At 66.8% G+C, this 17,317-nt stretch carries 8 protein-coding genes and 1 tRNA gene; 6 read left to right on the forward strand and 3 right to left on the reverse strand.

The window, feature by feature from the left end; all coding sequences use genetic code 11:
• Nucleotides 1-9: 9 nt before the first annotated feature.
• A complete protein-coding gene (locus AC3WTD_RS12625) occupies nucleotides 10-4,935 on the reverse strand; it encodes an NAD-glutamate dehydrogenase (protein ID WP_492613981.1) in 4,926 nt (1,641 codons plus the stop codon).
• 516 nt (nucleotides 4,936-5,451) lie between these two features.
• Between AC3WTD_RS12625 and AC3WTD_RS12630 the strand changes: the two genes are divergently transcribed.
• Together AC3WTD_RS12630 and AC3WTD_RS12635 are read left to right on the forward strand one after the other, a co-directional pair.
• Nucleotides 5,452-6,645 carry an efflux RND transporter periplasmic adaptor subunit gene (locus tag AC3WTD_RS12630; protein WP_037088806.1) on the forward strand — a complete coding sequence of 398 codons (1,194 nt, stop codon included), beginning with the start codon at nucleotides 5,452-5,454 and terminating at the stop codon, nucleotides 6,643-6,645.
• 12 nt (nucleotides 6,646-6,657) lie between these two features.
• Nucleotides 6,658-9,906, forward strand: coding sequence for a multidrug efflux RND transporter permease subunit (locus tag AC3WTD_RS12635; RefSeq protein ID WP_492613982.1), 3,249 nt, complete (start codon nucleotides 6,658-6,660; stop codon nucleotides 9,904-9,906).
• 166 nt (nucleotides 9,907-10,072) lie between these two features.
• Here the strand turns inward: AC3WTD_RS12635 and AC3WTD_RS12640 are convergent, their stop codons facing one another.
• Entirely contained in the window at nucleotides 10,073-11,266 is a 1,194-nt protein-coding gene (locus AC3WTD_RS12640; RefSeq protein ID WP_425504550.1) for an acyl-CoA dehydrogenase family protein, read from the reverse strand.
• A 100-nt stretch (nucleotides 11,267-11,366) separates the two neighbouring features.
• On the opposite strand from AC3WTD_RS12640, the gene AC3WTD_RS12645 reads away from it, so the two are divergent.
• From AC3WTD_RS12645 to metH, 3 genes are all read left to right on the forward strand, one after another.
• The gene (locus AC3WTD_RS12645) at nucleotides 11,367-12,296 is read left to right on the forward strand and encodes an ArsR/SmtB family transcription factor (RefSeq protein WP_027491376.1); all 930 of its coding nucleotides are present in this window, start codon (nucleotides 11,367-11,369) and stop codon (nucleotides 12,294-12,296) included.
• Nucleotides 12,297-12,347: 51 nt separating this feature from the next.
• Complete coding sequence (locus AC3WTD_RS12650) at nucleotides 12,348-13,439, forward strand: homocysteine S-methyltransferase family protein (RefSeq protein ID WP_027491377.1); 1,092 nt, start codon at nucleotides 12,348-12,350, stop codon at nucleotides 13,437-13,439.
• 139 nt (nucleotides 13,440-13,578) lie between these two features.
• Nucleotides 13,579-16,278 (forward strand): methionine synthase, encoded by a 2,700-nt coding sequence (gene metH / locus AC3WTD_RS12655; RefSeq protein ID WP_235642607.1) that lies wholly within the window; start codon nucleotides 13,579-13,581, stop codon nucleotides 16,276-16,278.
• A 30-nt stretch (nucleotides 16,279-16,308) separates the two neighbouring features.
• Here the strand turns inward: metH and AC3WTD_RS12660 are convergent, their stop codons facing one another.
• Entirely contained in the window at nucleotides 16,309-16,650 is a 342-nt protein-coding gene (locus AC3WTD_RS12660) for a lipid-A-disaccharide synthase N-terminal domain-containing protein (RefSeq protein WP_027491378.1), read from the reverse strand.
• 130 nt (nucleotides 16,651-16,780) lie between these two features.
• Between AC3WTD_RS12660 and AC3WTD_RS12665 the strand changes: the two genes are divergently transcribed.
• Nucleotides 16,781-16,855: transfer RNA gene (locus AC3WTD_RS12665), tRNA-Val, on the forward strand.
• Nucleotides 16,856-17,317: the final 462 nt, after the last annotated feature.

Raw genomic sequence — 17,317 nt, forward strand, 5'->3', positions numbered from 1 at the left:
AGCGCCGTATCAGACCGGCACCTGCGCCAATTGCGCCAGCCGGCGCACCGCGACCGAGGCGATCGGGTAGTCCGCATTCTGGGTGAGGATTTCCGCCAGCATGCCGCGGGTATACTGCAAGGTGGCGTCGTCGCGCTGCAGCCATGCCTGCACCGGCGAGATGTCCTTGCTGCCGCCGCCGAGGCTGAGCACCTGCAGCGCCAGCGCCCGGTGCTGGTGGTTGAGCTCGTCCAGCAGCGAGCCGCGGGCCTGGGCGTGCCAGTGGCCTTCCACCGGCAGCGCCTCGATCTGGTCGCGCAGCCATTCCAGGTCCAGCGCCTCGCCCAGTTCGAAGAACACGCCGGCGACCTTCTCGATCGACTGGCCGCTCTGCTGGCTCACCTCGACCATGTCCAGCGCGGCGCGCAGCTCCGGCAAGCGGGCCATCCGCAGCGCCAGCTCCGCCGGCAGGCCCAGGCCTTCCCACTTCTCCTGGCTGGAGGAGAAATCGCCCTTGCCGGTCGCCGTCAGCACCTCCGGCAGCGCCTTGCGCAGGGCCGACACGCCGGCCTGGTAGCGCTCGACGTTGGCGGCGATGTCCAGCGAGCCGCCGGGGCGGTTCAGCAGCCAGCGCGTCATGTGCCGCAGCAGCGACCAGATCTGCTTGATCGCGTCGATCTGGGTGTCCTCGGCGACCTTGGCATCCAGCGCCTCGATCTCGGCCCACAGCTCGCGCGCCTCGAGGATCTCGCGCGCCGCGGTGTACGCCTTGGCGATCGCCGCCGGCCCCTGCCCGGTGTCTTCCTGCATGCGCATCATGAAGGTGGCGCCCATGCGGTTGATCGTCGAGTTGGTTACCGCGGTGGCGATGATCTCGCGCTTCAACCGGTGGCGCTGCATGTGCGCGGCGTAGGTCTCGTGCAGCGGCAGCGGGAAGTAGCGCACCAGCTCCTTCGACAGGTACGGGTCCTCCGGCACGTCCGAGTCCAGCAATTGCTGGAACAGGCGGATCTTGTCGTAGGACAGCAGCACCGCCAGCTCCGGCCGGGTCAGGCCCAAGCCACGGCTCTTGCGCTCGGTCAGCTCGGCCTCGCCGGGCAGGTTCTCGACCTGACGGTCGAGCGTGCCTTCGGCCTCCAGCGTGCGGATGAAGTGCGCCATCGAGCCGATGCGATGCACCGACTGGTGCTCCATCAGGGTGATCGCCTGGTTCTGCCGGTAGTTGTCCCACAGCACCAGCTGGGCCACCTCGTCGGTCATCGCGGCGAGCTGGGCGTTGCGCGCGTCGAAGCTGAGCTCGCCGCGCTGCACGGCGTCGTTGAGCAGGATCTTGATGTTCACCTCGTGGTCGGAGGTGTCCACGCCGGCGGAGTTATCGATGAAGTCGGTGTTCAGCAGCACGCCATGCTGCGCCGCCTCGATGCGGCCCTTCTGGGTCATGCCCAGGTTGCCGCCCTCGCCGATGATCTTCGCGCGCACGTCGGCGCCGTTGATGCGCAGCGCGTTGTTGGCACGGTCGCTCACCTCGGCGTGCGTTTCACCGGACGACTTGATGTAGGTGCCGATGCCGCCGTTGAAGATCAGGTCCACTGGTGCCTTAAGGATCGCGCTGAGCAGGTCGCTCGGCGCCAGCTGCTCGACCTCGGGCTTGAGCCCCAGCACCGCGCGCATCTCCGGCGACAGCGGGATCGACTTGGCGCTGCGCGGGTAGATGCCGCCACCGGCGGAGATCAGCGATTTGTCGTAGTCGTCCCAGCTCGAGCGCGGCACGTCGAACATACGCTTGCGCTCGACGAACGAGCGGGCCGCATCCGGGTTCGGGTCGAGGAACACGTGGCGATGGTCAAACGCGGCCACCAGCAGGGTGTGCTCGGACAGCAGCATGCCGTTGCCGAACACGTCGCCGGACATGTCGCCGATGCCCACGCAGGTGAAGTCCTGCGTCTGGCAATCGCGGCCGAGCGCGCGAAAATGACGCTTCACCGACTCCCACGCGCCACGGGCAGTGATGCCCATGCCCTTGTGGTCGTAGCCGTGCGAGCCGCCGGAGGCGAAGGCGTCGCCGAGCCAGTAGTTGTGCTCGATCGAGATCGCGTTGGCAATGTCGGAGAACTTGGCGGTGCCCTTGTCGGCAGCCACCACCAGGTAGGGGTCGTCCGCGTCGTGGCGCACCACGTCGTGCGGGTGCACCACCTTGCCGTCGACCAGGTTGTCGGTGACGTCGAGCAGGCCGTTGATGAACAGGCGGTAGCAGGCGATGCCCTCGGCCAGTACCGCGTCGCGATCGCTGGCGGCCGGGGACTTCTTGACGAAGAAGCCGCCCTTGGAACCGACCGGCACGATCACCGTGTTCTTCACCATCTGCGCCTTGACCAGGCCCAGCACCTCGGTGCGGAAATCCTCGCGGCGGTCGGACCAGCGCAGGCCGCCGCGCGCCACCGCGCCGAAGCGCAGGTGGATGCCCTCGACGCGCGGCGCGCACACCCAGATCTCGCGGTACGGCACCGGCTTGGGCAGGCCGGGCACGGCATGCGAGTCGAGCTTGTAGCTGATGTAGTCGCGGTACGCGCCGTCCCACTGCTGGAAGAAGCTGGTGCGCAAGGTGGCGCGGATCAGCTTCACGAAGCCGCGCAGGATGCGGTCCTCGTCGAGGCTGGCCACGTTCTCCAGCAGGATGCCGACCACGCTCTCCACCGCCTGGACCTGCTCGTCGCGCGGCTTCGACAGCGACCCGGCCAGCTCGCCGATCAGGCCCGGCTGCGCGGCCTGCACGTTGGCCGGGATCAGCGCCAGCATCTCGACGGCGAGGGTCGCACCGGCGGCCTGCAATTCGTCGGCGGAAAGCGCCTCGCGGCGCGGATCGAACTTGGCCAGGAACAGCTCCACCAGCAGCCCGGCGATCGCCGGATAGCGGTTCAGCGTTTCCTCCATGTACGACTGCGAGAAGGTGGCGCCGGTCTGCAGCAGGTACTTGCAGTAGCCGCGCAGCATCGCCACCTGACGCCAGCTCAGCTTGGCGCCGAGCACCAGCCGGTTGAAGCCGTCGTTTTCGGCGTTGCCGCGCCAGATCTGCTCGAAGGCGTCCTCGAACAGCGCACCGACCTGCTCCACGCCGAAGGTGAGCTTGCCGACCGGCTGCACCTCGAAGTCCTGGATCGACAGCGGCGCCTCGCCGGAAACCTCGTAGACATGCTCGGTGAGCACGCGCAGGCCGAGGTTCTCCAGCTGCGGCAGCACTTCGGACAACGCGATGTCGCCACCGGAGCGGTAGACCTTGAAGCGCAGCGTCTCGGGCGCCTTCGGCGGGTGGTAGAACGACATCCGCAGCGCGTTGTCGCCGACCAGCTGCGAGAGCTGGTACACGTCCTCGGCGGCCACCGCGGGGCTGACGTCCTCGATGTAGCCGGCCGGCAGCGCGCGCGCGTAGCGGTTGGCCAGCACCACGCCCTCGTGCTCGCCGCGCAGGCGCACCAGCGCGTCGCGCACCTCGTCGTGCCAGTTGCGCACGATGCTGGCCACGCCCTGCTCCAGCTCGGCCAGGTCGTAGGACGGGTGGTCGCCGATCTTCGGCCGCAGCACGATGGTCAGCCGCGCCAGCACGGCCTCGCCCATCTGCACCGAGGAATCGCTCTGCTCGGCGTGCAGCGCCGTGCGCAGCAGCGACTCGATACGCTCGCGCACCGAGGTGTTGAAGCGGTCGCGCGGCACGAACACCATGCAGGTGAAGAAACGGCCGTAGCGGTCGCGGCGCATGAACAGCCGCGTGCGCGCGCGCTGGCGCAGTTCGAGGATGCCCATCGCGGTGGCGAACAACTCGTCCTCGGTGCTCTGGAACAGTTCCTCGCGCGGCAGGGTTTCCAGGATGTGGCGCAGCGACCTGCCGGAGTACGAGTCGCGCTTGAGGCCCGAGCGCGCCAGCACCGCTTCCGCCTTGTGCCGCACCAGCGGCACGTCCTGCGGGCGGGCCATGTAGGCGTTGGAGGAGAACAGGCCGAGGAAGCGCTGTTCGGCCACCGCACGGCCGTCGGCGCCGAACTGCAGCACGCCGATGTAATCCATGTAGCCGGTGCGGTGCACGCGCGAGCGCGCGTTGGTTTTGGTCAGGATGATCGCGTCGATGGCGCCCGATTGCGGCAGCTCGCTGGCGGCCAGCGTGCTCAGCGAGCGCGGCGCCATCGAGCGTTCGTTGCTGCGCAAGATGCCCAGGCCGGACGATTCGACCGCCCGCAGCACGCGGTCGCCGTCGGCGTCGGCGACTTCGTATTCGCGGTAGCCGAGGAAGGTGAAGTTGTCGGCGGCGATCCAGCGCATGAACTCGCTGGCTTCCTGCACCGAGGCGGTATCCAGCGGCAGCTTGCGCTGCGGCAGTTGGTTGGCCACCGCCAGCGCCTTGTCGCGCATCGCCGACCAGTCGCCCACCGCGGCACGCACGTCTTCCAGCGCGGCGGCAACCTGCCCTTCCAGCTGCGCCTGTTCGGCGGCATCAGCCACCCGGTCGATCTCGAAATGCATCAGCGATTCGGCGCTGCCGGCGGCGCCGCCAAGGCCGAGCAGCTTGCCGGAAGCGTCGCGCGCCACCTTCAGCGCCGGGTGGATCACCACATGGATCTGCAGCTTCGCCGAGACGACCATGCTGACCGTGTCGACCAGGAACGGCATGTCGTCGGTGACGATCTGCAGCAGGCTGCGGCCAGCCTGCACGTCCGCCGGACTGAGCACGCGCACGCAGGCCTGGCCTTCACGGCGCTTCTGCATGAACTCCAGCAAGCTGCCGACCAGCGCCGCCCATTGCACCGGTGTGTGCAGATGCGCGTCGCCGCCCCCGACCCGTGCAAAGAAAGCCTCGCAGAAAACCTGCGCTTCACTCAGGCGCTCGGGCGAAAAACCGCCCCTTTTCAGCTCGGCGAATACTACTGACGAAAGGGAAGGGTCGTTCGCTGCAGGGGTCGCATTCATGGCATCTTCTGATTGATGGAGACGATGATGGGTGTGGCGGGTATAAAGCCTTGGAAGGATACGCCGCGGGATAAGGCGAATCCAGCCGCGCACCCCGTCGCGGCCATGCACGCGCGCATGGTTTCGCGCCCGGCCGCGAGCGATGTCCACGGTGCCGCGAAGTGCACCGCGGCAATCGACGCACCGCGAAAAACTGCGTTGTCCGGCAAGCCGGCGTGATGACTCCGGCAGCGCCGGTCGGTCCGCTTGCCCCAGCACGTGTCCAGACCGTCATGCCCCCTGTCAATGGCTGGATTCGCGGTCTCCATAAAATGTAAACTGGTCGGTATAGTCTGAGTCCACACCGTTTTGCGCAGCGCTTTGCGGAGCAGATGCCGCTTCGAGGCACGACAACTCCCCATCGCGCCAACCTATGACACAGGACACGTCGAACGCTTTGCTGTATCCCGTCTACGGGATCCGGCCATGCATCCGACGTCACCCCCTATCCCCGTTCCAACAAGTTCTGGAGTTTCCATGAAGTCCTCATCACTGAGCACACCCTTGCTGTGCCTGAGCCTGTTGGCGCTGGCCGCCTGCGGCAAAGGCAAGGAACAGGGGCCGCCGCAAAAAATGCCGCCGCCGGAAGTCGGCGTGATCCAGGTGCAGCCACAAAACTCGCCGCTGACCAGGAACCTGGTCGGCCGGCTGTCGGCCTATCGCAGCGCCGACGTGCGCGCCCGCGTGGCCGGCGTGCTGCTCAAGCGCGCGTACAGCGAAGGCACCAACGTCAAGCAGGGCCAGCTACTGTTCCAGATCGACCCGGCCCCGCTGAAGGCCACGCTGAACGCTGCCCAGGCCTCACTGGCGCAGGCCCAGGCCACCTGGACCAACAACAAGATCACCGCCGCGCGCGTGCACGAGCTGGCGCCCAAGGGCTACGTGTCCAGGTCGGATCTGGACAACGCCCTGGCCGCCGAGCGCACCGCCGCCGCCGCCGTGCAGGCCGCGCAGGCGAACGTGCAGACCGCGCGCATCAACCTCGGCTACGCCAGCGTCAGTGCGCCGATCGCCGGTCGTGCCGGCCAGCAGCAGGTCACCGAGGGCGCGCTGGTCGGCAATGGCGAGGCCACGTTGCTCACCACGGTCGATCAGGTCGACCCGATGTACGTGAACTTCACCATGAGCGTGGATTCAATGGATCAGATGCGCCGCGCGCAGAGCAGCGGCAACGTCACCCTGACCGAACAGGACAAGGCCAGCGTGCAGATCGCCCTGCCCGACGGCAGCGCCTATGGCGAACCGGGCGTGCTGGACTTCTCCGACATCGCGGTCAACCCGGCCACCGGCGCGGTCAACCTGCGCGCGGTGGTGCCGAACCCGAAACACAGCCTGCTGCCGGGCATGTACGTGACGCTGAAGGCCAACCTCGGCCAGCAGCACAACGTGTTCATCGTTCCGCAGCAGGCGGTGCAGCGCGACACCGGCGGCACCTATGTGATGACGATCGGCAAGGACGGCAACGTCAAGCGCAAGAGCGTCACCACCACCGACATGCGCGACGGCAACTGGGTCGTCAGCGACGGCCTCGCCGCCGGCGACCAGATCATCGTGTCCGGATTGCAGAAAGTGAAGGACGGCGCGCCGGCCAAGTCCACTCCGTGGAAGCCGGCGACCACCAACGGATCCGTCACCGCCAGTGCTCCGGGCGCCGCCCCGAACGCCAAGTAACGGAGCCCGACCATGCCAAGTTTCTTCATCGACCGCCCGATCTTCGCGTGGGTGGTAGCCATCCTGATCGCGCTGGGCGGCGTACTGTCCATCCTCAACCTGGGCGTGGAGTCATACCCTTCGGTCGCCCCGCCGTCGGTCGTGGTCAACGCCGTCTACCCGGGCGCCAGCGCGGATACCACCGAGAAGAACGTCACCCAGGTGATCGAGCAACAGCTGACCGGCATCGATCACCTGCTGTACTTCAGCTCCTCGTCCAGTTCCAGCGGCCGCGCCAGCATCACGCTGACCTTCGAGAACGGCACCAACCCGGACATCGCCCAGGTGCAGGTGCAGAACAAGGTTTCGCTGGCTACGCCGCGCCTGCCCTCCGAGGTGACCAAGCAGGGTGTGGTGGTGGCCAAGGCCAACACCGGCTTCCTCGAGGTGGTCGCGCTGCGTTCGGACAACCCGGCGATCGACCGCGCCCGCCTCAACGACATCGTGGCGTCGCAGGTGCTCGACCAGATCGCGCGCGTGCCCGGCGTCGGCAGCACCCAGCAGTTCGGCGGCGAATACGCCATGCGCATCTGGCTGGACCCGGACAAGCTGCAGGGCTACGGCCTGTCGGCCAGCCAGGCGCTGGCCGCGGTCACCGCGCAGAACGTGCAGTTCGCGGCCGGCTCGCTGGGTTCCGACCCGGCGGCGAACGGCCAGGGCATCAGCGTCACCGTGGCTACCGAGGGCCGCTTCACCACGCCAGAGCAGTTCGAGAACATCATCCTGCGCGCCAACAACGACGGCACCACGGTCAAGCTCGGCGACGTGGCCCGGGTCAGCTTCGGCGCCGGCGTGTACGGCTTCAACACCACCTACAACGGCTTGCCGGTGGCGGCGTTCGCGATCCAGCTACTGCCCGGCGCCAACGCGCTGGACGTGGCCACCGCGGTGCACGGCAAGATGGACGAGCTGGCAGGCAGCTTCCCGCAGGGCGTCAGCTGGTTCACTCCGTACGACTCGACCACCTTCGTCAAGGTGTCGGTCAACGAGGTGGTGCATACGCTGATCGAGGCGATCGTCCTCGTGTTCCTGGTGATGCTGATCTTCCTGCAGAACATCCGCGCCACCATCATTCCCACCCTGGTGATCCCGGTGGCCCTGCTCGGCACCTTCATCGGCATGCTGCTGCTCGGCTTCACCATCAACCAGCTGACCCTGTTCGGCATGGTGCTGGCGATCGGCATCGTGGTCGACGACGCGATCGTGGTGATCGAGAACGTCGAACGCATCATGACCGAGGATGGCCTGTCGCCGAAGGAGGCCACCAAGAAGGCAATGGGCCAGATCACCGGCGCCGTGGTCGGCATCACCGTGGTGCTGATCGCGGTGTTCGTGCCGTCGTCATTCCAGCCGGGTGCCGCGGGCGTGATCTACAAGCAGTTCGCGCTGACCATCGCGATGTCGGTGGCGTTCTCCGCCTTCCTCGCGCTGTCGTTCACGCCGGCGCTGTGCGCCAGCTTCCTGACGCCGGTCCACGAAGAGAAGAAAAACTTCGTGTTCCGCTGGTTCAACACCGCGTTCGGGAAGATCACCCACACCTACACCGGCCACATCGGCAGCGCCGTGCGCCACGCGCCGCGCTGGGTGATGGTGTTCGTGCTGATCAGCGTGCTGACCGGCTTTCTGTACACCCGCCTGCCCGGCAGCTTTCTGCCCGAGGAGGACCAGGGCTTCGCGTTGGCGGTCGTGCAGCTGCCGCCCGGTGCCAGTCTGCAACGTACCAACGCGGTCATGAGGCAGATACTCACCGTGTTGAAGCAGGACCCCGCCGTCGATGGCGTCGTCCAGATCGCGGGCTTCAGCTTCCTCGGCATGGGCGAAAACGTGGGCATGTCCTTCATCCGGCTCAAACCCTGGGGTGAGCGTGGCTGGGCGCCGGATCAAAAGGCGGCACAGGAGCAACACGACAAGCTGGTCAAGGAGGGCAAGGCCAAGCCGATCGACCTGGGCGTCACCGCCGCGGAATTCATCCAGCGCGCGAACGGGGCCGTGCAATCGGTGCGCGACGCGCAGATCTTCATCGTCAACGTGCCGACGGTGCAGGGCCTGGGCCAGTTCGGCGGCTTCGACATGTACCTGCAGGACCGCGGCGGCACCGGGCGTGATGCGCTCACCGCTGCCCGCAACACCCTGCTTGGTGCGGCCAGCCAGAATCCGCTGCTGGTCGGCGTGCGCCCGAACGGGCTGGAGGACGCGCCGCAACTGCGCCTTGACGTCGACCGTACCCAGGCACTGTCGATGGGACTGTCAGTGGGCGACATCTACAACGCGATCAGCCTCATGCTGGCGCCGGTGTACGTCAACGACTTCTCCTACGGCGGTCGCGTCAAGCGCGTGATCATGCAGGCCGACTCGCCCCACCGGATGGGCCCGGAGGCATTCCAGCACATCTTCACGCCCAGCACGCGGACCAATGCCGACGGCACCCCGCAGATGATCCCGCTGTCCAACGTGGTGCAGGCGAAGTGGCAGATGGCGTCGCCATCGCTGGTCCGCTACAACGGCTACTCGGCGGTCGAGATCGTCGGCTCGCCGGCGCCGGGTCACGCCTCGGGCGAGGCGATGAACATCATGCAGAAAATCGTCAGCGACGACCTGCCCCACGGCTTCGGCTATGACTGGACCGGCCAGTCGTACCAGGAAATCCTCTCCGGCAACACGGCGATCCTGCTGATGGTGCTGTCGGTGGTGATCGTGTTCCTGTGCCTGACCGCGCTGTACGAGAGCTGGTCGATCCCGGTATCGGTGCTGCTGGTGGTGCCGCTGGGCATCCTCGGCGCGGTGGTGTTCACCCTGCTGCGCGGCCTCCCCGATGACATCTATTTCAAGATCGGCGTGATCACGGTGATGGGCCTGGCCGCGAAGAACGCAATCCTGATCGTGGAATTCGCGGTGATCGAGCAGCGCCAGGGACGCACCTTGCGCGAAGCCGTGGTGGACGCGGCCCGGCTGCGACTGCGGCCGATCCTGATGACCTCGATCGCATTCATCGGCGGCGTGTTCCCGCTGTTCGTCTCCACCGGCGCCGGCGCCAACGCGCGCCATGCGATCGGCACCGGCGTGATCGGCGGCATGCTGTTCGCCACCTTCCTCGGCGTGCTGCTGATCCCGGTGTTCTACGTGGTGGTGCGCCGGCTGCTCGGCGACAAGCTGGACGGCCACGAGCATCCGGCCATCCAGGGGCCGCACACGTTCGACTCTGATCCGCGACGCGGGCAGTGAGAGCCAGGAATCGGGAATAGGGAATAGGAAGAGCCCGCCACGCAGGCTCCAGACAAAAAACGCCCCGGCATCAGCCGGGGCGTTTTGTTTCCATCTGAAGCGGTGGGACCTCAGTCAGCCGGGTTGCATCGAGCCGCGACGCTCTTTCGATTCCCTATTCCCAGCCTCACCGCAACCCAGTCTCCGCCCGCGCGATCACCATGCGCTGGATCTCGCTGGTGCCTTCGTAGATCTCGGTAATCTTGGCGTCGCGGAAGTAGCGTTCCAGCGGCATCTCCTTCGAATAGCCCATGCCGCCGTGGATCTGCACCGCCTGATGGGCGATCCACATCGCCGCCTCCGAGGCGGTGAGCTTGGCCACCGCCGCCTCGGTGCCGAAGCGGCCGCCGTGCTTCTCGGTCTCGCCCTTGGTCCAGGCCGCGCGCAGGGTCAGCAGGGTCGCCGCGTCCAGCTTGCACTTCATGTCGGCGATCTTCGACTGCGTCATCTGGAAGCTGCCGATCGGCTGGCCGAACGCCTTGCGGTCACGCGACCACTGCAGCGTGGCCTCGTACGCGGCGCGGGCGATGCCAACCGCCTGCGAGGCGATGCCGATGCGGCCGGCGTCGAGCACGCCCATGGCGATCGAGAAGCCCCTGCCCTCCTCGCCCAGCAGGTTCTCCTTCGGCAGCACGTAGTCGGTGAACTCGATCTCGCAAGTGGCCGAAGCACGGATGCCCAGCTTCGGCTCGGTCTTGCCAGCGTGGAAGCCCGGCAGCTGGGTGTCGATGATGAAGGCCGATACGCCCTTGGCGCCGATGCCCGGCGTCGAGATGGCGAACAGCACGATGTAGCGCGCCACCGGGCCGGAAGTGATCCAGCTCTTCTTGCCGTTGATCACCCAGTCGCCGTTGGCGTTCTTCGTGGCGCGGGTGTGCATGGCCGAGGCGTCGGAGCCGGACTGCGGCTCGGTCAGCGCGTAGGCGCCGATCGCTTCGCCGGTGGCGATCGCGCGCACGTACTTCTGCTTCTGCTCCTCGTTGCCGTGCTTGAGGATGCCGTTGCAGAACAGCGAATTGTTCACGCTCATCACGGTCGCGGTGGCGGCGTCGGCAGCGGCGATCTCGATCATCGCCAGCACGTAGGCGATCGGGTCCATGCCCGCGCCGCCGTAGGCCTCCGGCACCTCGATGCCCATCAGGCCGAGCCGGCCCATCTCGCGGATGTTCTCCAACGGGAACTCGCCCTTTGCGTCCAGCTCGGCGGCCACCGGCACGATGCGCTTTTGCGCAAAATCACGGGCAACCGACTGGATCGACAACTGGTCTTCGGTAAAACGGAAATCCACGGGCGGGCTCCTTGAGGCAATCGAGCCGCCGATTTTAGCGGGAAATGGCCTGCCGACTCGCCGACCCGCGCTTGACGTATCGCAAGGCGCGGCCTAGCCTATACATCTTTGTATCGCGATACAGGGATAACCGATGGATCTGGCCACCGCTTCCAGCGTGCTGCGCCTGTTGGCCGACCCCACCCGTGTGCGCCTGCTGGCCCTGCTCGAACGCGAGGAGCTCACCGTAGCCGAACTGGCCGCGGTGCTGCACCTGGCGCAGCCGCGCGTGTCCACCCACCTGGCCAAGCTGAAGGAAGCCGGCCTGGTGCGCGACCGCCGCGCCGGCGTTTCCGCCTACTACCGCGCCAACAACGAGGGCGACGCAGCCCAGCACGACCTGCTCGCCTCGCTGCGCGCCAGCATCGACGACGCGCTGCTGCGCGAGGACGCGGCGCGCCTGCCCGGCGTGCTGGCCAACCGTGCCCGCGAGGAAGGCTGGGCCGACACCGTCGCCGGCGACATGGAGCGCCACTACTCGCCCGGCCGCACCTGGGAAACGCTGGCCCGTTCGTTGCTGCAGCTGCTGGAGACCGGCGACGTGCTCGACATCGCCTCCGGCGACGGCATCACCGCCGAGCTGCTGGCGCCGCACGCGCACTCCATCGTTTGCGTGGATTCCAGCGAGCGCGTGGTCGAGGCCGCCGCGAAACGGCTCAAGGCGTTCGCCAACGTGCGCGTGGTCCGCGGCGACATGCATGCGCTGGAACTGGGCCAGCAGCGCTTCGACCTGGTGCTGATGCTGCACGCGCTGACCTACGCCGAACGCCCGGCCAAGGCGGTGGCCGAGGCCGCGCGCCTGCTGCGCCCCGGCGGCCGCCTGCTGGCCGTGACGCTCGGCCAGCACGACCACCGCGCCGCGGTGGAGCCGTTCGACCACCGCAACCTCGGCTTCAGCGGCGAACAGCTCGATGGCTACGCCCGTGCCGCCGGCCTCGACGTGCTGAGCTGCAACCGGCTCAGCCGCGAGCGCAAGGCGCCCCATTTCGAAGTGATCAGCCTGCTGGCGCGCAAGCGCGCCTGAACACCGCCGCGCCGCCCGACACCGTTGCACCGCTCAACCAAAGGAAGTTCGATGAGTACCCTGCCCTGGCTCCATCCCGATCGCGTCGCCGCCCTGGAACAGGCGCTGCGCCAGCGCATCCTGATCCTCGATGGCGGCATGGGCACCATGCTGCAGGCACACGGGCTGGACGAGCTCGGCTTCCGCGGCGAGCGTTTCGAGCATGGCCACGACGGCCACGCGCACAAGGGCCATGCCCATGATCATCCCGGCAGCTGCGATCTCAAGGGCAACAACGACCTGCTCACGCTGACCCGCCCGGAGATCATCCGCGACGTGCACGAAGCCTACCTGGAAGCTGGCGCCGACCTGGTCGAGACCAACACCTTCAACTCCACCCGCATCAGCCAGTCCGACTACAAGCTGCAACATCTGGCGCACGAGTTGAACCTCGAAGGCGCGAAACTCGCCCGCGCCGCCTGCGACGCGATGACGGCGAGGACGCCGGAGAAACCACGCTTCGTGATCGGCGTGCTCGGCCCCACCAGCCGCACCGCCTCGCTGTCGCCGGACGTCAACGACCCCGGCTTCCGCAACGTCACCTTCGAGGAACTGGCGGCAAATTACATCGAGTCCGCCAGCGGCCTGATCGACGGCGGCGCCGACGTGATCATGGTCGAGACGATCTTCGACACGCTGAACGCCAAGGCCGCGCTGTTCGCGCTGAGTGAGCTGTTCCACCAGCGCGGCGCGCGCGTGCCGATAATGGTCTCCGGCACCATCACCGACCGCTCCGGCCGCACGCTCTCCGGCCAGACCGCCGAGGCGTTCTACTACTCGGTGCGCCACGCGAAGCCGCTGTCGGTCGGCTTCAACTGCGCGCTCGGCGCCGAGGACCTGCGCCCGCACCTCCAGACCCTGGCCAACCTGGCCGAGAGCTACGTCAGCACCCACCCGAACGCCGGCCTACCCAACGCGTTCGCCGAGTACGACGAAACGCCCGAGCACATGGCCGGGGTGATCGCCGGCTTCGCCCGCGACGGCCTGCTCAACCTGGTGGGCGGCTGCTGCGGCACCACGCCAGCGCACATCAAGGCAATCGCCGAGGCGGTGCGCGACTGCGCGCCGCGGGTGCTGCCCGGCGAAGTGCAGGAAGCTGCATGACGGCGCCCGTCCTCACCTCCGCCCGAGCGTCATTCCCGCGCAAGCGGGAATCCATCCTGCGCGCGTGCGTAAAAGCGAAACTGGATTCCCGCTTGCGCGGGAATGACGAGCAAAAAACAAGCAAGGCGAAAGCAAACGCATGACCACTTCCCGCCACACCCGCCTGTCCGGCCTCGAACCGCTGGTCATCACGCCCGACCTGCTGTTCGTCAACATCGGCGAACGCACCAATGTCACCGGCTCGGCGAAGTTCAAGAAGCTGATCAAGGAAGACCGCTACGACGAAGCGGTGGAAGTGGCCCGCCAGCAGGTGGAAAGCGGCGCGCAGATCCTCGACGTGAACATGGACGAGGGCCTGCTCGATGCCGAGGCGGCGATGGTGAAATTCCTCAACCTGATCGCCGCCGAGCCGGACATCGCCAAGATCCCGGTGATGGTGGACTCCTCCAAGTGGAGCGTGATCGAAGCCGGCCTCAAGTGCCTGCAGGGCAAGGGCGTGGTCAACTCGATCTCGCTGAAGGAAGGCGAGGGCCCGTTCCTGGAACAGGCGCGGAAGATCCTGCGCTACGGCGCCGCCACCGTGGTGATGGCGTTCGACGAGAACGGCCAGGCCGATACCGTGGCGCGCCGGTTGGAAATCTGCGAGCGCTCGTACAGGCTGCTCACCGAGGAAGTGGGTTTCCCGCCCGAAGACATCATCTTCGACTCCAACATCTTCCCGATCGCCACCGGCATCGAGGAGCACGCCGATAACGCGGTGAACTTCATCGAGGCGGCGAAGCTGCTCAAGCAGCGCTTCCCGCATTCGCACCTCTCCGGCGGCGTCTCCAACGTGTCGTTCTCGTTCCGCGGCAACGACAGCGTGCGCGAGGCGATCCACAGCGTGTTCCTCTACCACGCCATCCAGGCCGGCATGGACATGGGCATCGTCAACGCTGGTCAGCTGGCGATCTACGACGAGCTGGAACCCGAGCTGCGCGAGCGCGTGGAAGACGTGGTGCTGAACCGCCGCGCCGACGCCACCGAGCGGCTGATGGAAATCGCCGAGAGGCACAAGAAGGGCGCGCGCGGCCAGGACAACGGCAACGCGCTGGCCTGGCGCGAACTGCCGGTGCGCAAGCGGCTGGAACACGCACTGGTGCACGGCATCGACCAGTTCGTGGTGGAAGATACCGAAGAAGTGCGCCAGGGCGTCACGCGCACGCTGGATGTGATCGAAGGCCCGCTGATGGACGGCATGAACGTGGTCGGCGACCTGTTCGGCGCCGGCAAGATGTTCCTGCCGCAGGTGGTCAAATCCGCCCGCGTGATGAAGAAGGCGGTGGCCTACCTGCTGCCCTTCATGGAAGAGGAAAAGAAAAAGAGCGGCGACACTAGCCGCTCCAACGGCAAGATCGTGATGGCCACGGTCAAGGGCGACGTGCACGACATCGGCAAGAACATCGTGGGCGTGGTGCTCGCCTGCAACAACTTCGAGGTGGTCGACCTCGGCGTGATGGTGCCGGCGCAGAAGATCCTCGACACCGCGATCGAGGAGAAGGCCGACATGATCGGCGTCTCCGGCCTGATCACCCCCTCGCTGGAGGAGATGGCCAACGTCGCCCGCGAAATGACGCGGCGCAACTTCAGCATCCCGCTGCTGATCGGCGGCGCCACCACCTCGCGCGCGCACACCGCGATCAAGATCGAGCCGCACTACGAAACCGCCTGCGTGTGGGTGAAGGACGCCTCACGCGCGGTCGGCGTGGCGCAGTCGCTGGTCAGCAAGGAACTGGTCGACGGCTTCCTGGCCAAGGTGCGCAGCGAGTACGCCGAGGTGCGCGAGCGCCACAAGCACCGCGGCCCCGGCAAGAAACTGGTGACGCTGGAACACGCGCGCGGCAACCGCTTCACCTGCGACTGGGCCAGCTACGACCCGCCGCAACCGGTGCAGCCCGGCATCACCGTGTTCGACGACTACCCGCTGGCCGAGCTGCGCGAAACCATCGACTGGACGCCGTTCTTCCAGGCCTGGGAACTGGCCGGCCACTACCCGGCCATCCTCACCGACGCCGTGGTCGGCGCGCAGGCCAGCGAGCTGTTCGCCGACGCGCAGGCGATGCTGGACAAGATCGTGGGCGAGAAGTGGCTGAAGGCCCGCGCGGTGATCGGCTTCTGGCCGGCTGCCAACCTCATGGACGACGTGGAGATATACACCGACGACACCCGCACCCAGCCGCTGGCCAGGCTGCACCACCTGCGCCAGCAGGCCGACAAGCCGGTGGAACGCCCCAACCTGTGCCTGGCCGATTTCATCGCGCCGAAGGCGTTCGGCAAGCCCGACTGGATCGGCGGCTTCGCCGTTACCGCGGGCCTCGGCATCGAGCCGCACCTCGACCGCTTCCATGCCGAGCATGACGACTATTCCGCCATCATCCTCAAAGCCCTGGCCGATCGCTTCGCCGAGGCCTTCGCCGAACGCATGCACCAGCGCGTGCGCAAGGAGTTCTGGGGTTTCGTGCCCGACGAAAAACTGGACAACGAGGCGCTGATCGCCGAGCAGTACCAGGGCGTGCGCCCCGCCCCCGGCTACCCCGCCTGCCCCGACCACACCGAGAAGGCGACGCTGTTCAAGCTGCTCGACGCCACCCGCAACGCCGGTATCGAACTTACCGAAGGCTTTTCGATGTACCCGGCGGCGGCTGTCTCCGGCTGGTACTTCTCGCACCCCGGCAGCCAGTACTTCGTGGTCGGCCGGCTCGGTCGCGACCAGGTCGCCGACTACGCCCGCCGCAAGGACTGGACGCTTGCCGAAGCGGAACGCTGGCTCGCCGCCAACCTCGACTACGACCCGGACTAGCCGCACAGCGCCCGCATGGGCGCCATGCCATCACGCGGTAGCGTCGCCGGTGGCGCTGTTCTTGCGGTGGCGCAGGTGCACCACCAGGTTGTAGACCGAGACGAACACCGGGAAGAAGTTCGAGATGATGCCTACCGAGTCGTTCTTGCCGACCACGAAATACGCCAGCAACAGCGCGCTGCCGAACACCGACAGCCACCAGAACGCCAGCGGCATCACCACCCGCTTGTACTTGCGCGTGTAGTAGAGCTGCACGAACCAGCGGCTGGTGAACAGCAAGGTTCCGGTAAAACCAACCATCTTCCACGGCGTCAGCTCGAACTGCTGCAGGGCACGCAGAATATCGGCCAGGTAATCGTTGATGAATTCCATGGTGGTGCGCTTTGACGTGAGGTTGGGAGGACGCAAGTCTAGCAACCTGCGCCGCCGGCCTCGCGCGCTCCGGTCCGTACCGGGCATTGACCCACCCGGCGACTGCCCCTAGAATGCCGCGTTCTCGACGGGGCGATTAGCTCAGCGGTAGAGCACTGCCTTCACACGGCAGGTGTCGCAAGTTCGATCCTTGCATCGCCCACCAATAGATTCAACGATTTAGGCCACCTCAACGGGTGGCCTTTTTCGTGCAAGTGAAAAAATACGTGGAAAAGATTTTCCGGACGGTGGACGAGGCGAACGGCGCGCGCCTAGCATGCCGCTTCCTCGGATCGCTCGACGGGTGGACAGGCCATGAGAGGCGGCGACCTTGATGCCTATCGCAACGACGACCTGATTGTCGGTGTGCGGTGGCTTGGCACACTCGACACAGTATCGCGCCCCGAGTGCAGGATCAGGGATGGGCTGATTTACTCCAAGGCCCCGAGCCATGCGCCGATCAATCATGAAGTTCCGTGGCTTGGCGGTCCCGGGCACATCCATGCGCGCTGTCGGTGCATGGGGCTGCCCGTCATGCGCACGTGGCGAGAGGTAAGTATCCCCCGGCAAAGCCGGGGGCTTTAGTTGTGTGAGCCGCTCAAAGCGGCTTGGGCGGGGTCGCTAACGC

The sequence above is a fragment of the Rhodanobacter sp. FW106-PBR-R2A-1-15 genome (assembly GCF_058789735.1).